General features: G+C 71.1%; 16 protein-coding genes. 14 read left to right on the top strand and 2 right to left on the bottom strand.

Features of this window, described 5'->3' with window-relative positions:
- Positions 1-6 precede the first annotated feature (6 nt).
- Both ABT369_RS04080 and ABT369_RS04075 read left to right on the top strand, forming a co-directional pair.
- Positions 7-297, top strand: coding sequence for a TadE family type IV pilus minor pilin (locus tag ABT369_RS04080; RefSeq protein WP_350610197.1), 291 nt, complete (start codon positions 7-9; stop codon positions 295-297).
- Entirely contained in the window at positions 294-821 is a 528-nt protein-coding gene (locus ABT369_RS04075) for an Rv3654c family TadE-like protein (RefSeq protein WP_350610196.1), read from the top strand. Before ABT369_RS04080 ends, ABT369_RS04075 begins: the two co-directional genes overlap by 4 nt.
- Before the next feature lie 358 nt (positions 822-1,179).
- Here ABT369_RS04075 and ABT369_RS04070 read toward each other — a convergent pair whose 3' ends face one another.
- Positions 1,180-3,378: a DEAD/DEAH box helicase gene (locus ABT369_RS04070; protein WP_350610195.1), complete on the bottom strand. Its 2,199-nt coding sequence runs from the start codon at positions 3,376-3,378 to the stop codon at positions 1,180-1,182.
- Between the two features lie 152 nt (positions 3,379-3,530).
- Between ABT369_RS04070 and ABT369_RS04065 the strand changes: the two genes are divergently transcribed.
- From ABT369_RS04065 to topA, 6 genes are all read left to right on the top strand, one after another.
- Positions 3,531-3,893, top strand: coding sequence for an STAS domain-containing protein (locus ABT369_RS04065; protein WP_350610194.1), 363 nt, complete (start codon positions 3,531-3,533; stop codon positions 3,891-3,893).
- Positions 3,894-3,897: 4 nt separating this feature from the next.
- Complete coding sequence (locus ABT369_RS04060) at positions 3,898-4,374, top strand: ATP-binding protein (RefSeq protein WP_350610193.1); 477 nt, start codon at positions 3,898-3,900, stop codon at positions 4,372-4,374.
- A gap of 272 nt (positions 4,375-4,646) precedes the next feature.
- A complete protein-coding gene (locus ABT369_RS04055) occupies positions 4,647-7,025 on the top strand; it encodes a sodium-translocating pyrophosphatase (RefSeq protein WP_350610192.1) in 2,379 nt (792 codons plus the stop codon).
- A gap of 86 nt (positions 7,026-7,111) precedes the next feature.
- Positions 7,112-7,633, top strand: coding sequence for a hypothetical protein (locus tag ABT369_RS04050; protein WP_350610191.1), 522 nt, complete (start codon positions 7,112-7,114; stop codon positions 7,631-7,633).
- Positions 7,630-8,511 (top strand): hypothetical protein, encoded by an 882-nt coding sequence (locus tag ABT369_RS04045; RefSeq protein WP_350610190.1) that lies wholly within the window; start codon positions 7,630-7,632, stop codon positions 8,509-8,511. The genes ABT369_RS04050 and ABT369_RS04045 overlap by 4 nt, the downstream gene beginning before the upstream one ends.
- Positions 8,512-8,764: 253 nt before the next feature.
- The gene (topA, locus tag ABT369_RS04040; RefSeq protein ID WP_350610189.1) at positions 8,765-11,539 is read left to right on the top strand and encodes a type I DNA topoisomerase; all 2,775 of its coding nucleotides are present in this window, start codon (positions 8,765-8,767) and stop codon (positions 11,537-11,539) included.
- Here topA and ABT369_RS04035 read toward each other — a convergent pair.
- On the bottom strand, positions 11,536-12,828 hold the full coding sequence (locus ABT369_RS04035) for a D-arabinono-1,4-lactone oxidase (RefSeq protein ID WP_350610188.1): 1,293 nt from the start codon (positions 12,826-12,828) through the stop codon (positions 11,536-11,538). The two genes, topA and ABT369_RS04035, sit on opposite strands and share 4 nt — an antisense overlap.
- 239 nt (positions 12,829-13,067) lie before the next feature.
- Here ABT369_RS04035 and ABT369_RS04030 point away from each other — a divergent pair, with 239 nt between their 5' ends.
- From ABT369_RS04030 to ABT369_RS04005, 6 genes are all read left to right on the top strand, one after another.
- Positions 13,068-13,616 (top strand): TetR/AcrR family transcriptional regulator, encoded by a 549-nt coding sequence (locus ABT369_RS04030; protein ID WP_350610328.1) that lies wholly within the window; start codon positions 13,068-13,070, stop codon positions 13,614-13,616.
- Positions 13,617-13,686: 70 nt separating this feature from the next.
- Entirely contained in the window at positions 13,687-14,634 is a 948-nt protein-coding gene (locus tag ABT369_RS04025) for a Rossmann-like and DUF2520 domain-containing protein (protein WP_350610327.1), read from the top strand.
- Complete coding sequence (gene panC, locus ABT369_RS04020) at positions 14,631-15,431, top strand: pantoate--beta-alanine ligase (RefSeq protein WP_350610187.1); 801 nt, start codon at positions 14,631-14,633, stop codon at positions 15,429-15,431. Before ABT369_RS04025 ends, panC begins: the two co-directional genes overlap by 4 nt.
- Positions 15,428-15,850, top strand: coding sequence for an aspartate 1-decarboxylase (gene panD, locus ABT369_RS04015; RefSeq protein WP_350610186.1), 423 nt, complete (start codon positions 15,428-15,430; stop codon positions 15,848-15,850). The genes panC and panD overlap by 4 nt, the downstream gene beginning before the upstream one ends.
- Before the next feature lie 88 nt (positions 15,851-15,938).
- Positions 15,939-16,844 (top strand): septum formation family protein, encoded by a 906-nt coding sequence (locus ABT369_RS04010; RefSeq protein WP_350610185.1) that lies wholly within the window; start codon positions 15,939-15,941, stop codon positions 16,842-16,844.
- Between the two features lie 172 nt (positions 16,845-17,016).
- Entirely contained in the window at positions 17,017-17,874 is an 858-nt protein-coding gene (locus ABT369_RS04005) for a septum formation family protein (RefSeq protein WP_350610184.1), read from the top strand.
- Positions 17,875-18,060 lie beyond the last annotated feature (186 nt).

Raw genomic sequence — 18,060 nt, 5'->3', positions numbered from 1 at the left:
GTGGCGATGACGATCCCCGTCCTGCTGCTGCTCCTGATGACCGGGGTCATCTCGCTCACGGTGCTGACCAACAAGATCTCGGTGATCGACAGTGCCGGGACGGCGGCCCGGGCCGCGGCTCGGGGGGAGCAGGTGCCGCAGCTGGGCTCGGGGACCGAGGTGGTCGCCGTCGTGCACGACGGCGACGTGGTGCGGGTGACCGTGCGGCGGAAGGTGACCAGCCCGATCTTCGCGGGGTTCTTCGTCGAGCAGACGGCGGTGGCGATGGTCGAGCCGCAGGCCGCCGCCGGGCCGTGAAGCGGGGACTGGGCGCAGGGCTGGGGAGAGGAGGGCGGGAGCGCGGGTCGGCGTCGCTGATCTGCCTCGGGGTCGGGCTGGCATTGGTGGCGCTGGCCATCGGGATCTTGGCCGCGGGTGAAGTCGTCGTGGCTCGGCATCGGGCGCAGAACGCGGCCGACTTCGCGGCGCTGGCCGGGGCGCTGATGGCGGCCCGTGGAAAGGGGGCGGCCTGTGCGGCGGCCGAGCGGTTCGCGGTGGAGAACGGAGGGCGGCTTGCGGAGTGCGAGGTCGGTGGGCCGATCGTCACGGTGACGGTGGAGGTGCGCACTCGGAGCGGGATCGTGGCCAAGGCCAGAGCTCGGGCCGGGCCGGCGCAGGGCGCGGAAGCCACAGAGCTGGGCGAGGAAGCCGTAGAGCAGGGCGGGGAAGACCAGGGCCCGTGGGTGGTCCCGTCGGGGCGCGGGCGGAGCGGCACGCATGAGGGGCCCGGCGTGAGGGGCCGGGAGAGTCGGGAGAGGGGAGTGCGTTTGAGCGAACGTTGACCTGGTGTGAGGGGGCCCGGACTGGCGAATCCGGGCCCCCTCGACACGCGATCATGGCCTCGGCCGGTTCGTCGCCCGCCGCGACCAGGCGCGCTGCTCGCGGTCCTCGCCCGGCGCTGCGCCCCCGTCAGGTGCGTTGCAGGACCAGACCGTCGCGGAGCGCCATGGGCGGCGTGGACCCGCTCGCCGAGCGCCTCGTCGGGGGTGAGGAGGCCCGTAGCCGCTGCGTGCCGTCAGATGCGTTACGGGACCAAGCCGTCGCGGGGCACCACGGCGGCGCGGACCCGCTCGCCGAGCACGCCGTCGGGGTGAGAAGGCGCGCGTGTGTTGCAGGCCGGGAAGAGGAGGCTGCGTGGCGTCAGATGTGTTGCAGGACCAGGGACAGGAGGCGCGCGGACTCGGGCTTGTTCAAGGGGTTGTTGCCGTTGCCGCACTTCGGGGACTGCACGCACGACGGGCAGCCGTTCTCGCAGCGGCACGCTCGGATTGCGTCGTGCGTTGCTCGCAGCCAGGTCGCGGCCGTCTCGAAGGCTCGTTCGGAGAAGCCGGCGCCGCCAGGATGGCCGTCGTACACGAAGATCGTGGGCAGGCCGGTGTCCGCGTGGGCCGCGGTCGACAGGCCGCCGATGTCCCAACGATCGCACGTCGCGATCAGCGGCAGCAGGCCGATCGCCGCGTGCTCCGCGGCGTGCAGGGCGCCCGGCCACTCCACGTCGGGGATTCCGGCCTCGTCCAGGGCGTCGGGGTCGATGGTCCACCAGACGGCGACGGTACGCAGGATTCGCTCCGGCAGGTCGAGCTGGACGCTGTCGATCACCTCGCCCGACATGAGCTTGCGGCGCTGGTAGCTCACCACCTGGTTGGTCACCTCGACCTCGCCCAGCGACAGGGTGATGGGCCCCGCGGTTCGGGTCGAGCGCACGGAGAGGATCACCATCGAGGTCACATCGCGCGGGTGAGTGCTCCAGTCCGGGTCCTCCGCGTGGACGAGGGCGCAGTTGTCGGCGAGGTCGAGCTTGTCGACAACGTAGGTGGCGCCGCGGTGGAGGTACACGGCGCCGTCGTGCACCTGCTGGTGGGCCGAGCCGGTGTCCACGGTGCCCAGCAGGCGACCCGTCGACGACTCGACTACGGCGATCGGGCCGCCGCCCGCGCCGCGGAGGTCGACGTCGGGGCGGTCGCGCTCGGTCCAGTACCAGCCGGCGGGGCGCTTGCGGAGCATGCCGGCGGCGACCAGGGCGTCCAGGAGGTCGCGGGTGGTCGGGCCGAAGAGCTCGACGTCGGCCTCGGTCAGGGGGATGTCGGCGGCGGCGCAGCAGAGCTGCGGGGCCAGGACGTGCGGGTTGGCGGGGTCGAAGACCGTCGCCTCGACCGGGCGGCCGAAGAGGGCCTCGGGGTGATGGACGAGGTAGGTGTCCAGGGGATCGTCGCGGGCGATGAGAGTACAACTGGCGGCTCTTCCCGCTCTTCCGGCGCGACCGGCCTGCTGCCACAGCGACGCCATCGTGCCGGGGTAGCCGCACATGAGCACCGCGTCGAGGCCGGTCAGGTCGACGCCGAGCTCCAGGGCGTTCGTGGAGGCCAGGCCCAGGAGGCGCCCGTCCAGGAGGTCGCGTTCGAGGGCGCGGCGGTCCTCGCGGAGGTAGCCGGAGCGGTAGGCGGCGACGCGCGCGCCCAGGCCGGGGACGGCCAGGTCGAGGTTGTGCCGGGCCATGGTGGCGACGAGCTCGGCGCCCTTGCGGGAGCGGACGAACGCCAGGGTGGGGGTGCCCCGGGCGACGGAGTCGGCCAGCAGCGAGGCCGTCTCGCTGAGTGACGAGCGGCGGGGGCCGTCGTCGGTCAGCAGTGGCGGCTCCCAGAGGCGGAAGGTGATCTCGCCGCGCGGGGAGGCGTCGTCGACGAAGGGCTCGCAGCGGACCCCGGTCAGGCGCAGCGCCGACGCGGCGGGGTCGCCCGAGGTCGCCGAGGCCAGGACGAACACCGGAGCGCTGCGGTAGCGGGCCGCCACCCGGCGCAGGCGGCGCAGGACGTGCGCGACGTGGGAGCCGAAGACTCCGCGGTACGCGTGGCACTCGTCGACCACCACGTAGGCGAGCCCGCGCAGGAACCGCGACCAGGCCCCGTGGCCGGGCAGGATGCCGTGATGGAGCATGTCGGGGTTGGTGAGGACCACCCGCGCGTGCTGGCGGACCCAGTCGCGCTCCTCGCGGGAGGTGTCGCCGTCGTACGTGGCCGGGTAGAGGCCGGGAACGCCGAGCTCCGTCAGCGAGCGGAGCTGGTCGGCGGCGAGGGCCTTGGTCGGGGCGACGTACAGCACCGTGGCCCGCGGATCGGTGAGCAGCCGGGCGAGCGCGGGCAGCTGGTAGGCAAGCGACTTGCCGGACCCGGTGCCGGTCGCGACCACCGTGTGGGTGCCCTCCCAGGCCGCGGTGGCCGCCTCCGCCTGGTGCCGCCAGGGCTCGAAGCCGAAGGCCGCACGCAGATCCGGCGGCACCCAGTCCGGCCACGGGACGACGGTGCCGGCGCGGCGCGGGAGCGTTTCGGTGTGGAGCAGCACGTCAGCACTCTAAAACACCTGTTCGAAAGGTGAATCACGGTACACGCCGGGCGAATGTGGGAATGGGGGTGGAGCGTCGCCTGACGGGGGCGTCGATGGTTAGATGCCCCTGGAGGGCTCGCACATTCTGGCCGCCAGAGGAGGAGGTCCGCATGGAGCTGTCGTTGTCGGCGTACGACTCCGGCGACCACAAGGTGCTCGAAGTCGGCGGTGAGGTGGACGTCTACACCGCCCCTCGCCTGCGCGAGAAGCTCGTCGAGCTCGTGGAGCAGGGCGCCCGGCACGTGGTGGTCGACCTGAGCCGGGTGGAGTTCCTCGACTCGACCGGGCTCGGCGTGCTCGTCGGCGCGCTCAAGCGGCTTCGCGCGGTCAACGGGTCGTTCGGGCTGGTCTGCGCGCACGAGCGGCTGCTGAAGATCTTCCGCATCACCGCCCTGGACCGCGTCTTCCAGCTGTACGACACCGTCGATGCCGCGATCGCCGCCAGCGGCGCGGGCACCGACTCCCCGGCGTAGGTCCATGCCGACGGTACGACTCTCCTTCTCTCCCGCGCCGGCGCACGTCCGGACCGCCCGGCTCGTCGGGGTGGCCGTCGCGCGCCGTGCCGGCGTGGCCGAGGAGCTGCTCGAAGAGGTTCGCCTGGCGATCGGCGAGGCGTGCTCCCGGGCCGTCGCGCTGCACCGCTCCCACGGCCTCGACGCCCTGGTCGACGTGGCGATGGCCGACGGCGACCGCTTCACCGTGCGGGTCGTGGACCGGGCGGCCAACGGCGCGATGGTGCACCGCACGCCGCAGGACGAGGCCGTCGTGCTGCTCTCCGATCCCGCCCTGCCGCTGACGACACCGCCGGACCTGCTGGCGGAGGAGGCGGTCGCGGCCCGGATGGGCCTGGCCCTGCTGGCCGGCCTCGTGGACGACCTGAACGTGTCCGAATTATCCGAGGGTGTCGGCACCGAGGTCCGTATGTCCTGGCCGCTGGAGCGGTCCAGCGACTGACGCGTGGTCAGTACGTGAGCGAAGCGGAGTGGCCGCTCACTGGCCAGCACAGGGTGAAACGCGCGTCGGCGTGAGAAAATCGACAAAGAGCGATTATGCAAACACGCAAGTCGGTGTGACCACTGACACGTGATCCGGCTAGAGTACGGCGATCGTGTATGACGTCCCTGGTCATTGGGTACCTCGGGCGCTCAGCACGCTCCCCGCGGGGAGAATCGCCGCCGGCCTGACCGCTCGCGGCGCTGTCATGTGTCGGTACAGGAGGACAACGAATGTCCGTACAACTCGTCGCAGCCGGCGAGATTTCCCTATCCGGGAGCAATCTGACCTACATCGTCGTCGCGCTGGTCATCGCCCTCGTGGCGCTCGGCTTCGCCGCCGCGCTGGTCAAGGCGGTCCTGTCGACAGGTCGAGGCACCCCGAAGATGCAGGAGATCGCCGGGGCGGTGCAGGAGGGCGCCAGCGCGTACCTCGTGCGTCAGTTCCGGACCCTCGGCATCTTCGTCGTCATCGCGGTGGTGCTGCTGTTCCTGCTCCCGGTCAACGATGCTGGTGACAACGAGACGATGATCAAGATCGGCCGGTCGGCGTTCTTCGTCGTCGGCGCGGTCTTCTCGGCCTTCATCGGCGGCGCCGGCATGGCGCTGGCCACCCGCGCCAACCTGCGCGTCGCGGCGGCGGCCCGAGAGGACGGCGGCCGCGAGAAGGCGATGCAGATCGCGTTCCGCACCGGTGGTGTGGTCGGCTTCCTCACCGTGGGCCTGGGCCTCTTCGGCGCCGCCCTCGTGGTGCTGATCTTCAAGGACCGCGCGCCGATCGTGCTCGAGGGCTTCGGCTTCGGCGCGGCGCTGCTCGCGATGTTCATGCGGGTCGGCGGCGGCATCTTCACCAAGGCCGCGGACGTCGGCGCCGACCTGGTCGGCAAGGTCGAGCAGGGCATCCCCGAGGACGACCCGCGCAACGCGGCGACCATCGCCGACAACGTGGGTGACAATGTGGGTGACTGCGCCGGTATGGCGGCGGACCTCTTCGAGTCCTACGCCGTCACGCTGGTCGCGGCGCTGATCCTGGGCCGTGCCGCCTACGGCGAGCAGGGCCTGGTGTTCCCGCTGATCGTCTCGACCGTCGGCGTGATCATCGCGATCCTCGGTGTTGCGCTCACCCGCCTGCGCAAGTCCGACCGCAACGGGCTCGTCGCGATCAACCGGGCGTTCTACATCTCCGCCGTCGTCTCGGCGATCCTGGTCAGCGCGGCCGCGCTGTTCTACCTGCCCGCCAAGTGGAGCGGCCTGACCGGCAGCACCACGGCGCTCGACGCCCTCAAGAACGCCTCGGGTGACGACGCGCCGCCGTTCGGCCCGCACGTCACGGCCATCATCGCCGTCGTCATCGGCATCGCGCTGGCCGCGATCATCCAGGCCCTGACCGGGTACTTCACCGAGACCGAGCGCCGCCCGGTCAAGGACATCGGCAAGAGCGCGCTGACCGGCCCCGCCACGGTCGTGCTCGCGGGCGTCAGCGTCGGCTTCGAGTCGGCCGTCTACTCGGCCATCGTCATCGGCGCGGGCGTCTTCGGCGCCTTCCTGCTCGGTGGCGGCTCGATCACCCTCTCGCTGTTCGCCGTCGCCATGGCCGGCACCGGCCTGCTCACCACCGTCGGTGTCATCGTCGCCATGGACACCTTCGGCCCGATCAGCGACAACGCGCAGGGCATCGCCGAGATGTCCGGCGACATCGACGAGGCCGGGGCCCGCACCCTGACCGAGCTCGACGCGGTGGGCAACACCACCAAGGCGATCACCAAGGGCATCGCGATCGCCACCGCCGTGCTGGCCGCGACCGCCCTCTTCGGCTCGTACACCGACACGATGAAGAACGCCCTCCTCAGCGCCGGGGAGAAGGCCGACGACGCGGCCACCGCGATCCTGCTCAACGTGGCCAACCCGGGCAACCTGGTCGGCCTGCTCGTGGGCGCCGCGGTCGTGTTCCTGTTCTCCGGCCTCGCCATCAACGCCGTGGCCCGCTCCGCGGGTGCGGTCGTGTTCGAGGTCCGGCGGCAGTTCCGCGAGTTCCCGGGCATCATGGACGGCTCGCAGCGGCCGGAGTACGGCAAGGTCGTCGACATCTGCACCCGCGACGCCCAGCGTGAGCTGATCACGCCGGGTCTGCTCGCGGTCCTGGCGCCCATCGCCGTCGGCTTCGGCCTCGGCGTCGGCCCGCTGGCGGCCTACCTCGCCGGCGCGATCGGCACGGGCACGCTCATGGCGGTCTTCCTGTCCAACTCCGGCGGCGCGTGGGACAACGCGAAGAAGCTGGTCGAGGACGGGGTCCACGGCGGCAAGGGCTCGCCGGCCCACGCCGCGACGGTCATCGGCGACACCGTCGGCGACCCGTTCAAGGACACCGCCGGCCCGGCCATCAACCCGCTGATCAAGGTGATGAACCTGGTCGCCCTGCTGATCGCCCCCGCCGTGGTCACCATGACCGTCGGCAACGGCAACCAGTTCGCCCGCTACGCCATCGCGATCGTCGCGGTGCTGATCATCGCCGCCGCGGTGCTGGTCAGCAAGCGCAAGTCGGTGGCGGTCGACGCCGGCGACGGCAACGGCGCCTCCTCCACGGAGAGCACGTCGGAGAAGGTCACCGCGTAACGAGGCACCCGCACGACAACGCCCCGGCCGACACTCGGCCGGGGCGTTGTGTTTCTCGAACAGACGATCGGATCTACGCTGCATCTATGCGAGCCGTCCGGGTCCTAGTCGCCGCCCTGACCCTGTGTCTGGCCGGGTGCGGCCAGGACGGCGTGGAACCGAAGCAGTGGGCGAAGCAGGTGTGTGTCGCGCTGACCCCCTGGCGGGCCGAGATCGCCGACCTGACCAGCAAGGCCCAGCAGCAGCTCCAGGCGGCCAAGACGCCGGCCCAGACCAAGACGAACATCGTGGACCTGCTCTCGGGGGCCGAGGCGTCCAGCGAGAAGGCCCGGGCCGGGGTCGACGGCGCCGGGGTGCCCCGGGTCGACGACGGCGCGCAGGTGGCCGAGCGGTTCACCGCGTCGCTGGCCAAGGCCCGCGACGCCTACGGCAACGCCAAGCGGACCGTGTCCGGGATCCCCACCGACAACGCGAAGACCTTCTACGGCGAGGTCGGCAAGGCGTTCACGACGCTCAAGGACGAATACGAGCGCAGCGCCATCGACCCGGCCCACGTCGGCCCGTCCGACCTCCAGAAGGCGTTCGACGAGGTGCCCGAGTGCCGATGACCCCCACCCGCGCCCGGCAGCTGTCGCTGTTCGGGGTCGAGGCGCGCCCGCCGGCGCCGCTCGACCTCGAGGGGCTGCTGGCCGGGGCCGGGCAGGTGGGCCGGATGGGCGGGACCGGGCGGGTCTCGATCGTGGTCGACGACGCCTGGCGCGGCGCGGTGCTGCGGGCCGAGCTGGAACTGCGCGGGCTGACCGTGACCTGCGAGCCGACCGGCGAGGAGGACCGGTGGCAACTGCGGACGTCGTACTCCGCCCTGCTCGCCCCCCTCGCCGCCGTCTGGCTGGACGACAGTGGCGCGAAGGTGTCCCCGCCCACGCTGGCGCTGGACGGGCGCCGGCTGCGGCTGTGGGTGGCGGCGGCGGGCACCTACGACGGGCCGCGCTCCTACCTGCTGCGCCTCGCCCCGCGCCCGGTGACGCCGCCGGAGGTCCTCGAGATCGACGAGATCGTCTTCGAGCCGCTTGAGCTGGAGGAACCACCCCCTCAGGCGCCCCCGAGGCCGAAAAGCGAGGTTCCGAACGTCCGTAAGCGCAAGAGCGAGAGCAAAATCACATCCTTCGATCCCGGGCCGGACGAGTTCGCCGATGCCGAGGAGGTCTTCGACGCCGGCGAGTGGGTCGACGACCTGCCCGCGGTCGAGCTGGACCCCATCACGCCCGATGTTGAGCGCGAGCCGACGGTCATCGACCGGCAGGTGGCCGACAACTGGATCGCCGTCGGCGACGCGCTCGTGGCGGTCGGGCTGCCCGCGGTGCTCGTCGGGGCCGACTCCGGCGACCCGGCGTACCGCATCGTGGGACCCAGGCGTATCAGCCGCCTCGCGGAGCTGGTGGGCGAGGTTCCGGCCGAGGCGCCCGCCGGCGTCTGGCCCGCCTAGCCGCAGATCACCCCCCGTAGGATGATCGAGCCGCTCCGTATATGTGATTTCCCGCGAACGGCCCCGACAAAACGGCATAAACCAGGCACGTAGCGCGACACGTTGACAAGATCCGGCAGGTCGCGGTTGTGCATGGGTGTACCGTGGCGCCGATCGGCGTGTCGTAAGCCGACAGCCGGGACGTCCCATTGCGCAACTCGGCGCCAAAGCGAGCGTTACGTTTGACGTCTGTCCGTCCGCACCGGGGAGAACTGTGCCGAACTCCGCCAACACAAAGCGGCTGGTGATCGTGGAGTCGCCGGCGAAGGCCAAGACGATTTCGGGTTATCTCGGCCCGAATTACCTCGTCGAGGCGAGTTTCGGCCATGTCCGTGACCTGCCGGTGGGCAAGAAGGACATGCCCGACGCGCTGAAGAGCAAGCCCTGGGCGTACCTCGGCGTCGACATCGACAACGATTTCACCCCGGTCTATATCATCTCCGCCGACCGCCGGAAGCAGATTTCGCGGCTGAAGGACCTGCTGAAGCAGGCCAGCGAGGTCTACCTCGCCACAGATGAGGACCGCGAGGGCGAGGCCATCGCCTGGCACCTGCTCGAGACGCTCAAGCCCAAGGTGCCGGTCAAGCGGATGGTCTTCCACGAGATCACGCGCCCCGCCATCCAGGCCGCCGTCGCCAACCCGCGCGAGATCAACCGCTCGCTGGTCGACGCCCAGGAGGCGCGGCGCATCCTGGACCGCCTCTACGGCTACGACGTGTCCACGGTGCTGTGGAAGAAGGTCCAGCGGGGCCTGTCCGCCGGCCGTGTGCAGTCGGTGGCGACCCGGATCGTGGTCGAGCGGGAGCGGCAGCGGATGAAGTTCCGCTCGGCCGAGTACTGGGACATCATCGCCCGCCTGCTCCCCGAGAACGACACGCGCACGTTCAACGCGACGCTGATCGCGATCGACGGCGACCGCGTGGCGACCGGGCGCGACTTCGACCCGGAGACCGGCCGGGTCCGGCCGAACGCCGGGGTCATCCACCTCGACGAGACCGGCGCCCGCGGGCTGGCCGCCCGGCTCGAGGGCCAGCGGTTCACGGTCACCCGGGTCGAGGAGAAGCCCTACCGCCGCAAGCCGTATCCGCCGTTCATCACCTCGACGCTGCAGCAGGAGTCGGCCCGCAAGCTGCGGATCTCCTCGGCGCAGACCATGCGCATCGCGCAGCGGCTGTACGAGAACGGCTACATCACCTACATGCGTACCGACTCGGTGAACCTGTCCGAGGCGGCGATCGCGGCCGCGCGCCAGCAGATCCACGACCTCTACGGGGCGGCCGCGGTGCCGCCGCAGCCCCGGCGGTACACCGGCAAGGTCAAGAACGCCCAGGAGGCGCACGAGGCCATCCGCCCCGCGGGCGACAGCTTCCGCACGCCCGGCGACGTGGCCAAGGAGCTCAGCGCCGACGAGCTGAAGCTGTACGAGCTGATCTGGCAGCGCACGATCGCCTCGCAGATGAACGACGCGGTCGGGAACTCGACCTCGGTGCGCATCAACGCCGTCACCCCGGCCCAGGAGTCCGTCGACTTCGGCGCCACCGGCAAGACGATCACCGACCCCGGCTTCCTGCGGGCCTACGTCGAGTCCTCCGACGACGAGACCGCCGAGGCCGACGACGCCGAGCGCCGGCTGCCGGTGCTGGTCAAGGGCCAGCCGCTGACCGAGAAGGGGCTCACCCCGGCCGGCCACACCACCCAGCCGCCGCCCCGCTACACCGAGGCCTCGCTGGTCAAGGCGATGGAGGAGCTCGGCATCGGGCGCCCGTCGACCTACGCGTCGATCATGGAGACGATCAACAACCGCGGCTACGTGTTCAAGCGCGGCCAGGCGCTGATCCCGTCGTTCCTGGCCTTCGCGGTGATCGGGCTGCTCGAGCAGCACTTCCCGCGGCTGGTCGACTACGACTTCACCGCCTCGATGGAGAACGTGCTCGACGAGATCGCCAACGGCGACGAGAGCGCGGTGAACTTCCTGCACCCGTTCTACTTCGGCGGCGACACCGGCGACGAGGGCTCCGTGCCCCGTCAGGGCGGCCTGCAGCGGATGGTCACCGAGCGCCTCGGCGAGATCGACGCGCGCGGCATCAACTCCATCCCGCTGTTCCGGGACGAGGCCGGGCGTGACGTCGTGGTCCGGGTCGGCCGCTACGGCCCCTACCTGCAGCGCACGCTCCCCAACCCGCCCGAGGGTGAGGAGGGCGACCGCGCGCCGGTGCCCGACGGCATCGCGCCGGACGAGCTCACCCCCGAGAAGGTCGCCGAGCTCTTCGTCGGCGGCCAGGGCGGCGAGCGCAAGCTGGGCGAGCACCCCGACACCGGCGAGCTGATCGTGGTCAAGGCCGGCCGCTACGGGCCCTACGTGGCCAGCGGCGACAAGACCTCCTCGCTGCTGGGCAGCCAGAGCCCGGAGGAGCTGACCCTCGAGCAGGCCCTGCAGCTGCTCACCCTGCCGCGGGTGGTCGGCAACGACGCCGAGGGCAACGAGATCACCGCTTCGCCGGGGCGCTACGGGCCGTACATCAAGCGCGGCACCGACACCCGCTCGCTGGCCGACGAGGCGCAGCTGTTCACCCTGACGGTCGAGGAGGCGCTGGAGCTGCTGGCCGCGCCGAAGACCCGCGGGCGCGCCGCCGCCAAGCCGCCCCTGCGCGAGATGGGCGCGGACCCGGCGACCGAGAAGCCGCTGGTCATCAAGGACGGGCGATTCGGCCCGTACGTCACCGACGGCGAGTTCAACGCCTCCCTGCGCCGCGGCCAGGCGGTCGACACGCTCACCCTGGACGAGGCGAGCGAGATGCTGGCCGAGAAGCGCGCGAAGGGCCCGGCGCCGAAGAAGGCCCGCCCGGCGGCGAAGAAGGCGGCTCCGGAGAAGAAGGCGACCAAGGCCACGGCCGCCAAGAAGACCACGACCGCCGCGAAGAAGGCGGCGCCCGCGAAGAAGGCGGCCCCCAAGAAGGCCACCTCGTCGCGCAAGAAGACGGAAGACTAGGCGCCGAGGACCCGTTCCGTGTAGACGTTCGCGAACACACGGTTCGGGTCCAGCTTGTCGCGCATCGCGGTGAAGTCGGCGAAGCGCGGGTACGCCTGGGCCAGCGACTCGGCCGTGCGGAAGTTCATCTTGCCCCAGTGCGGGCGCCCGCCCAGCGGCGTCGTGACCTCCTCGAACCGGCGGAAGTACTCCTCGTAGGGCGCGCCGGCGTACTGGTGGATGGCGATGTACGCGTTGTCGCGCCCGTAGCCGTGCGACAGCCAGATGTCGTCGGCCGCCGTGAAGCGCACCTCGACCGGGAACTGGATCTTGTACGGCAGCCCGTCCACGATCTTCCGGAGCCCGTCGAAGGCCTCCCGCAGCGCCTCGCGGGGCAGCCCGTACTCCATCTCGACGAACCGGACCCGGCGCGGGGTGCAGAAGACCTCGTGGGAGGTCGCGGTGTACGTGCGCGCGGAGAGCGCCCGGGCGGAGATGCGGCTGACCGTCGGTACCGTCGAAGGAACGGCGCGACCGAGACGGCACGCGGCCCCGAAGACCGTGTTGGACAGGAAGTCGTCGTCCAGCCACCGGCGCCAGCCCGGCAGCGGGGTGTCCGCGGCCGGCACGATGTTGTTGCGCTTCATCTGCACGCGGTCGGTGTAGGGGAACCAGTAGAACTCGAAGTGGTCGTTGCCCCCGACGTGCTCGTCCAGGCCCGACCAGACGTCGTCGAGGCTCGCCGGGCGCTCGTCGGCCCGCAGCGTGAACGTCGGCACGCAGCGCAGGGTCACCGAGGTGAGCACGCCGAGCGCGCCGATGTTGACCCGCGCCGCGGCGAACAGGTCCGGATTCTGCGTCGCCGAGCAGGACAGCTCCGTGCCGTCCGCGGTGACCAGGGTCAGCGCCTCGATGAACGTGGACAGGCAGCCGTACTTGGCCCCGGTGCCGTGCGTGCCCGTCGACAGCGCGCCGGAGATGGTCTGCGCGTCGATGTCGCCGAGGTTGGGCATCGCCAGCCCGTTGGCGGCCAGCGTGGCGTTCAGCGTGGAAAGCTTCATCCCTGCCTGGACCGTGACCAGGCTTTCGTCCACCCGGACGAGGGACGCCATCCGGTCCAGCTCCACCCGAACACCATCCGTCAGGGCCGTCGGGGTGAAGCTGTGGCCGCTGCCGACGGCCTTCACCGTCAGCCCCTCGGCGGCCGCCGCGCGGAGGAGTTCTCCCAGCTCAGAGGCGCTGCCGGGGTGGGCGACCCGGGCGGGGGTCGCGGTCTGGTTGCCGGCCCAGTTGGTCCACGGAGAAGTCACGAAACCTGAGTACCCTTCATGTATGCCCCCCGTCAATCACAAGGGTGAAATGCCCTATCCGTCGATCGTGCCCGGTCGTTGACGTGAGTAGGTTTCAAAGGCGGGCAACTGGGCTATGGGCCAGGCCCGACGAGGTAGAGGGGGAAGACCGGGTGGCGACGCAGACAGTGGCCGGCGCCGGGACGAAGCCGCTGCGCCGGGTTCCGGTGCAGGGGCGCAGCGTGGCGCGGGTCGGGCGGATGCTCGACGCCTGTGCCGAGCTCGTCGACGAGGTGGGCTACGACGGCCTCACCACGACGCTGCTGGCGGAGCGGGCGGGGGTGGCGATCGGCTCGGTCTACCAGTTCTTCCCGGACAAGCGCGCGATCGTCCAGGCGCTGACGCTGCGCAGCCTCGAGGGCTACCTGGAGCGCCTCGGCGCCCGGCTGTCCGAGGACGAGAGCATCTCGCACTGGTGGGACGCGGTGGACGCGGCCATCGACGAGTACATCGACATGCACCGCACCGTGCCGGGCTTCCGCACGCTGCACTTCGGCGACGTCGTGGACATCCACCTGCTCGACGACGAGCGGGACAACAACGACGTGATCGTCTCGCAGCTGTCCGGCCTGCTCGTCGAGCGCTTCGGCATCCTCGACCGGCAGCGGCTGCAGTTCGTGCTGGCGATCGCGGTCGAGGCCGCGGACGCGCTGATCAAGCTCGCCTTCCGCAAGTCCACCGACGGCGACCCCGTCGTGCTGGGCGAGGCGAAGGCGCTGATCAAGGAGTACCTGCACCACCGGCTCTAGTGCATCACGGCGGGCGAGGCGGGCTGTTGAGAATCCCACAAACAACTGTCCGCTTTGCCCGCTGCGACGCATACTTCTGATCGACCGGTACCCCACTTCCGAGGACTGGATCGATCGCATGCACAACGCTGCCACCAGCAGGAACATCGGCATCATCGGTGCCGGGCGAGTAGGTGCGGTGCTCGGCGCTCTCCTGGAGAGAGCCGGCCACACCGTTGTCGCCGCCGTGGCCGTCTCGGCCGCTTCCAAGGCCCGCGCCGCGGCACTGATACCGAACGCGCGCCTGCTGCCGGCCGACGAGGTGACCGCCGCCGCGGACCTCGTCATCCTGGCGGTCCCCGATGACGCCCTCGCCGCCCTGGTCGCCGGCCTCGCCGAGACCGGCGCGCTGCGCCCGGGCCAGATCGTCGCCCACACCTCCGGCGCCCACGGGCTGGCCGTGCTCGCCCCGGTCGCGGCGGCCGGCGCGTTCCCGCTCGCGCTGCACCCGGCCATGACCTTCACCGGCACCGCGGCCGACCTCGAGCGCCTCGCGGCCGGCATTTCCTTCGGCGTGACCGCCCCGGACGAGCTGCACACGTTCGCGGAGGGGCTGGTCCGCGACCTGCACGGCATCGTCGAGTGGATCGACGAGGAGCGGCGGCCGCTGTACCACGCCGCGCTCGCCCACGGCGCCAACCACCTCGCCACGCTCGTCGCAGAGGCGATGGACCGGCTGCGCGACGCGGGCGTGCACCAGCCCGAGCGGGTGCTGGCCCCGCTGCTGGGCGCCGCCCTGGACAACACGCTCCGGCTCGGCGACGCCGCGATCACGGGGCCGGTCTCGCGCGGGGACGCCGGGACCGTTCGCAAGCACCTGCGGGCTCTCGACGCCGTGGATCCGGGTTCGGTACCGCCATATCTCGCGCTGGCCCGAAGGACCGCCGATCGCGTCATCGCCGCGGGCCGCCTGCGCCCGCAGGACGCCTCGCCCCTGCTCGACGTTCTGGCCACCGCACAGAAAGAGCGCATTGTATGAAGGTCGTTTCCGATCGCGCCTCGCTGCGTGCCGGTGCCCTCCCGGGCGACGTCGCCGTCGTGATGACCATGGGCGCGCTGCACGAGGGGCACGCGGCGCTCATCCGGCAGGCCCGCGCCGAGGCGAGGTCGGTGCTGCTCACGATCTTCGTGAACCCGCTGCAGTTCGGCCCCAACGAGGACTTCGACCGCTACCCGCGGACCATGGAGGCCGATCTCGAGCTGGCCCGCGCCGAGGGTGTCGACATGGTCTTCGCCCCGACGCGCGAGGAGTTGTACCCGCTGGGCGAGCCCGCGGTCCGCGTCGATCCCGGCCCGCTCGGCGATGTGCTCGAGGGCGCCAGCCGTCCGGGCTTCTTCCACGGGGTGCTCACCGTGGTCAACAAGCTCTTCCAGCTCACCCGGCCCGACCTGGCGTACTTCGGCGAGAAGGACTACCAGCAGGTCACGCTCATCCGCGCGATGGTCCGCGACTTCGACCTGCCGATCGAGGTCCGCGGGGTGCCGACCGTGCGCGAGGCCGACGGGTTGGCGCTGTCCAGCCGCAACCGGTACCTCGCCCCGGCCGAGCGCGAGGCCGCGCTGGTCCTGCACCGGGCGCTGACCGCCACGGTGGCCGCGGGCTCGGTGGAGGCCGGGCTGGCCGAGTTCGCCGCGGTGCCCGAGGTCAAGCCCGACTACCTGGTGCTCACCGACCCGATGCTCGGGCCCGCGCCCACGCACGGTCCCGCCCGCGCCCTGACCGCCGCCTGGGTCGGCGGCACCCGACTGATCGACAACCTGGGAGCCGAGCTGTGATCCGCACGATGCTCAAGTCCAAGATTCACCGCGCCACGGTCACGCAGGCCGACCTGCACTATGTCGGATCCGTGACAGTCGACGAGGATCTGATGGACGCGGCGGACCTGCTCGCCGGCGAGCAGGTCGCGATCGTGGACGTCACGAACGGGGCTCGGCTGGAGACGTACGTCATCGCCGGACCGCGCGGCTCGGGCGTGATCGGCATCAACGGCGCCGCGGCGCACCTGGTGCATCCGGGCGATCTGGTCATCCTGATCTCCTACGCCCAGCTCGCCGACGCCGAGGCCCGCTCCTACCAGCCGCGGATCGTCCACGTCGATGCCGACAACCGCGTGATCGAGCTCGGCTCCGACCCCGCCGACGCCGTGCCCGGAATGGCCGGTTCTCCCGTCCGGGGCGACCTCGTCCGCTCTTAAGCGCCTTTATCGGCCCGTTGCCAAGTCCGTCTATGGTGAGGCGGACGGCCGTGGCATCTGCCGAGGCCCGGGGGAGGGACAGACGAGGATGGCGCGCAAGCTGATCGCGGCGCTGGTGCCGGTGATGGCCCTGGCCGTGCTGGCTGGCTGCGGCACGCCGGCCGGCACCGACAAGGACCTGACCGACGACTGGGCGATGCTCACCACGCCCAAGATCCCGCCGCCGCCGGTCGGCGCCTGCTACTCGACGTCCGTCGACTACTTCGCCACCGCGACGACCACCCAGTTCTCCTTCAAGTCGGTGGACTCGTGCTCCTCGTCGCACGCGAGCGAGACCTTCTACGTCGGCGACCTCACCGGCGCGGCCGCGAGCGGCACGACCCCGCCGAAGGGCGAGGCGCTCAAGGACGGCTGGACCAAGTGCAACACCGAGGCCGAGAAGTTCCTCGGCGGCAGCTACTACGACGGCCGCCTCGAGCTGCTCGTGCTCGTCCCCTCCTCGACCCAGTGGTCGGCCGGCGCGCGTTACCTGCGCTGCGACCTCGCCGAGGTGGTCAGCGACGGCGACAAGCCGGTCAGCCGCTCGGGCAGCCTCAAGGGCGCGCTGAGCGGGGACAAGCCGCTCGCGCTCGGGTGTGCCATGGAGGTCTACGACACCGACGGCAAGACGTGGCTGGACTACACGCCGACGACTTGCACGGCGACGCACAACATGGAATACGTCGGCACCTACACGTCGACCGACCGCCCGTTCCCGTCGAACTCGGACGAGCGCAAGACGGCGATGCGGCCCGGGTGTGAGGCGCTCGGCGCCAAGTACCTCGGGATGACGGCGTCGCAGCTGACCAACCACCAGCAGGTCGGCATCGGCTTCTGGATGGTCGACGAGGAGAACTGGAACCGGGGCAACCGGTCGGCTCGGTGCTACGCGATGCTCTTCGACAAGAAGACCGTCACGAAGTCCATCAAGGGCATGGGCAGCGGGGCGATCTGACGCTTGCTTTCTTGGACGCCCCGGGCCGCTCTCCTTGTGCGGTCCGGGGCGTCCTTTGTTCGTGGGGATTGCGGCAGATACGTCCGAACGCTCCGCATCCGGACTTATCCGAAATATCAGCATGTATCGCCGGGGTGGACAGTTACCGGCCAGTAACGCAGACTGCTTCCTCATGAAGCGGGTCGCCCTCATCGCCGTGGTCGTGGCGCTCATCGGTGGCGGGCTCTACTGGATGTACGAGCGCGGGCAGGGTCGCGACATCCCCAGCACGCCGCCGGCTGGCGCGCCCAAGGCCGGGACCTGCTACAAGGTCGACGCCGGTGAGGCCAAGGCGGCGCTGCCCTGGGCCGGCGACCCCGTCGACTGCGCGGGCCCGCACACCGTCGAGCTCTTCCACGTCGGCCAGGTCGGCAAGGACCTGCTGCACCGGCTCGACGACGCCAAGGGCGACGACGTGAAGGTGACCCAGGCCCTGCTCTACGCCCAGGCCCGCCGCGCCTGTCTGGTGGAGGGCCCGATCTTCCTCGGCGGCGGCTGGCACGAGGCCCGCCTGCAGATCGTGGCCGCGTGGATCAAGCCCGCGACCGACGGATTCTTCGGGTGCGGCCTGGCCGAGGTGACCGGCCCGGCCGGGGACCAGTTCGCGCCGCACTCCGGCACGCTCAAGGGCGCACTGGCACAGGATTCGCCCCTGGCCATCGCCTGCATCAATCAGCTCCGGTACGTCCAGTGCTCCGACCCCCACGACGGCGAGTACTCGGGCGTCTACACCATCACTCCGCCCGAGGCCCCATTCGACGAAACCGCCGTCCGGTCCGCCACGGCGAAGGGCTGCACCTCGGTGGGCCTGAGCTATCTCGGCCTCCCCGCCGACGGCGGCCGGACGGACCTGACCGCGGGCTCCGTCGGCCCGAAGACGGCGAACGAGTGGCTCGGCAGCGACCAGGCGTTCACCTGCTACCTGATGAGCACGAAGCCCTTGAAGTCCTCGGTGCACAACCTCGGCGCCGCGCCACTCCCACTGGCCTGAGCCTCGCCGACTCGGACCTATACGAAAAATCCGATATGTCGCGGCGCGAAGCGCCCGACATATCGACTGGGCGGGCTTCGGGCGCGGCGCCGACTGGGCGGGCTTCGGGCGCGGCGCCGACTGGGCGGGCTTCGGGCGCGGCGCCGACTGGGCGGGCTTCGGGCGCGGCGCCGACTGGGCGGGCTT

It is taken from the genome of Dactylosporangium sp. NPDC000244 (assembly GCF_040300725.1).
Taxonomy (GTDB): domain Bacteria; phylum Actinomycetota; class Actinomycetes; order Mycobacteriales; family Micromonosporaceae; genus Dactylosporangium.
This window is presented reverse-complemented; position numbering and strand designations above follow the sequence as displayed.

Coding starts and splice junctions, on each gene's coding strand:
- ABT369_RS04060 (WP_350610193.1), top strand. CDS start 3,898: ATGCCGACGGTACGACTCTCCTTCTCTCCCGCGCCGGCGCACGTCCGG.
- ABT369_RS04005 (WP_350610184.1), top strand. CDS start 17,017: ATGAAGCGGGTCGCCCTCATCGCCGTGGTCGTGGCGCTCATCGGTGGC.
- ABT369_RS04055 (WP_350610192.1), top strand. CDS start 4,647: ATGTCCGTACAACTCGTCGCAGCCGGCGAGATTTCCCTATCCGGGAGC.
- ABT369_RS04030 (WP_350610328.1), top strand. CDS start 13,068: ATGCTCGACGCCTGTGCCGAGCTCGTCGACGAGGTGGGCTACGACGGC.
- ABT369_RS04010 (WP_350610185.1), top strand. CDS start 15,939: ATGGCGCGCAAGCTGATCGCGGCGCTGGTGCCGGTGATGGCCCTGGCC.
- ABT369_RS04065 (WP_350610194.1), top strand. CDS start 3,531: ATGGAGCTGTCGTTGTCGGCGTACGACTCCGGCGACCACAAGGTGCTC.
- ABT369_RS04045 (WP_350610190.1), top strand. CDS start 7,630: ATGACCCCCACCCGCGCCCGGCAGCTGTCGCTGTTCGGGGTCGAGGCG.
- ABT369_RS04080 (WP_350610197.1), top strand. CDS start 7: ATGACGATCCCCGTCCTGCTGCTGCTCCTGATGACCGGGGTCATCTCG.
- ABT369_RS04050 (WP_350610191.1), top strand. CDS start 7,112: ATGCGAGCCGTCCGGGTCCTAGTCGCCGCCCTGACCCTGTGTCTGGCC.
- panC (WP_350610187.1), top strand. CDS start 14,631: ATGAAGGTCGTTTCCGATCGCGCCTCGCTGCGTGCCGGTGCCCTCCCG.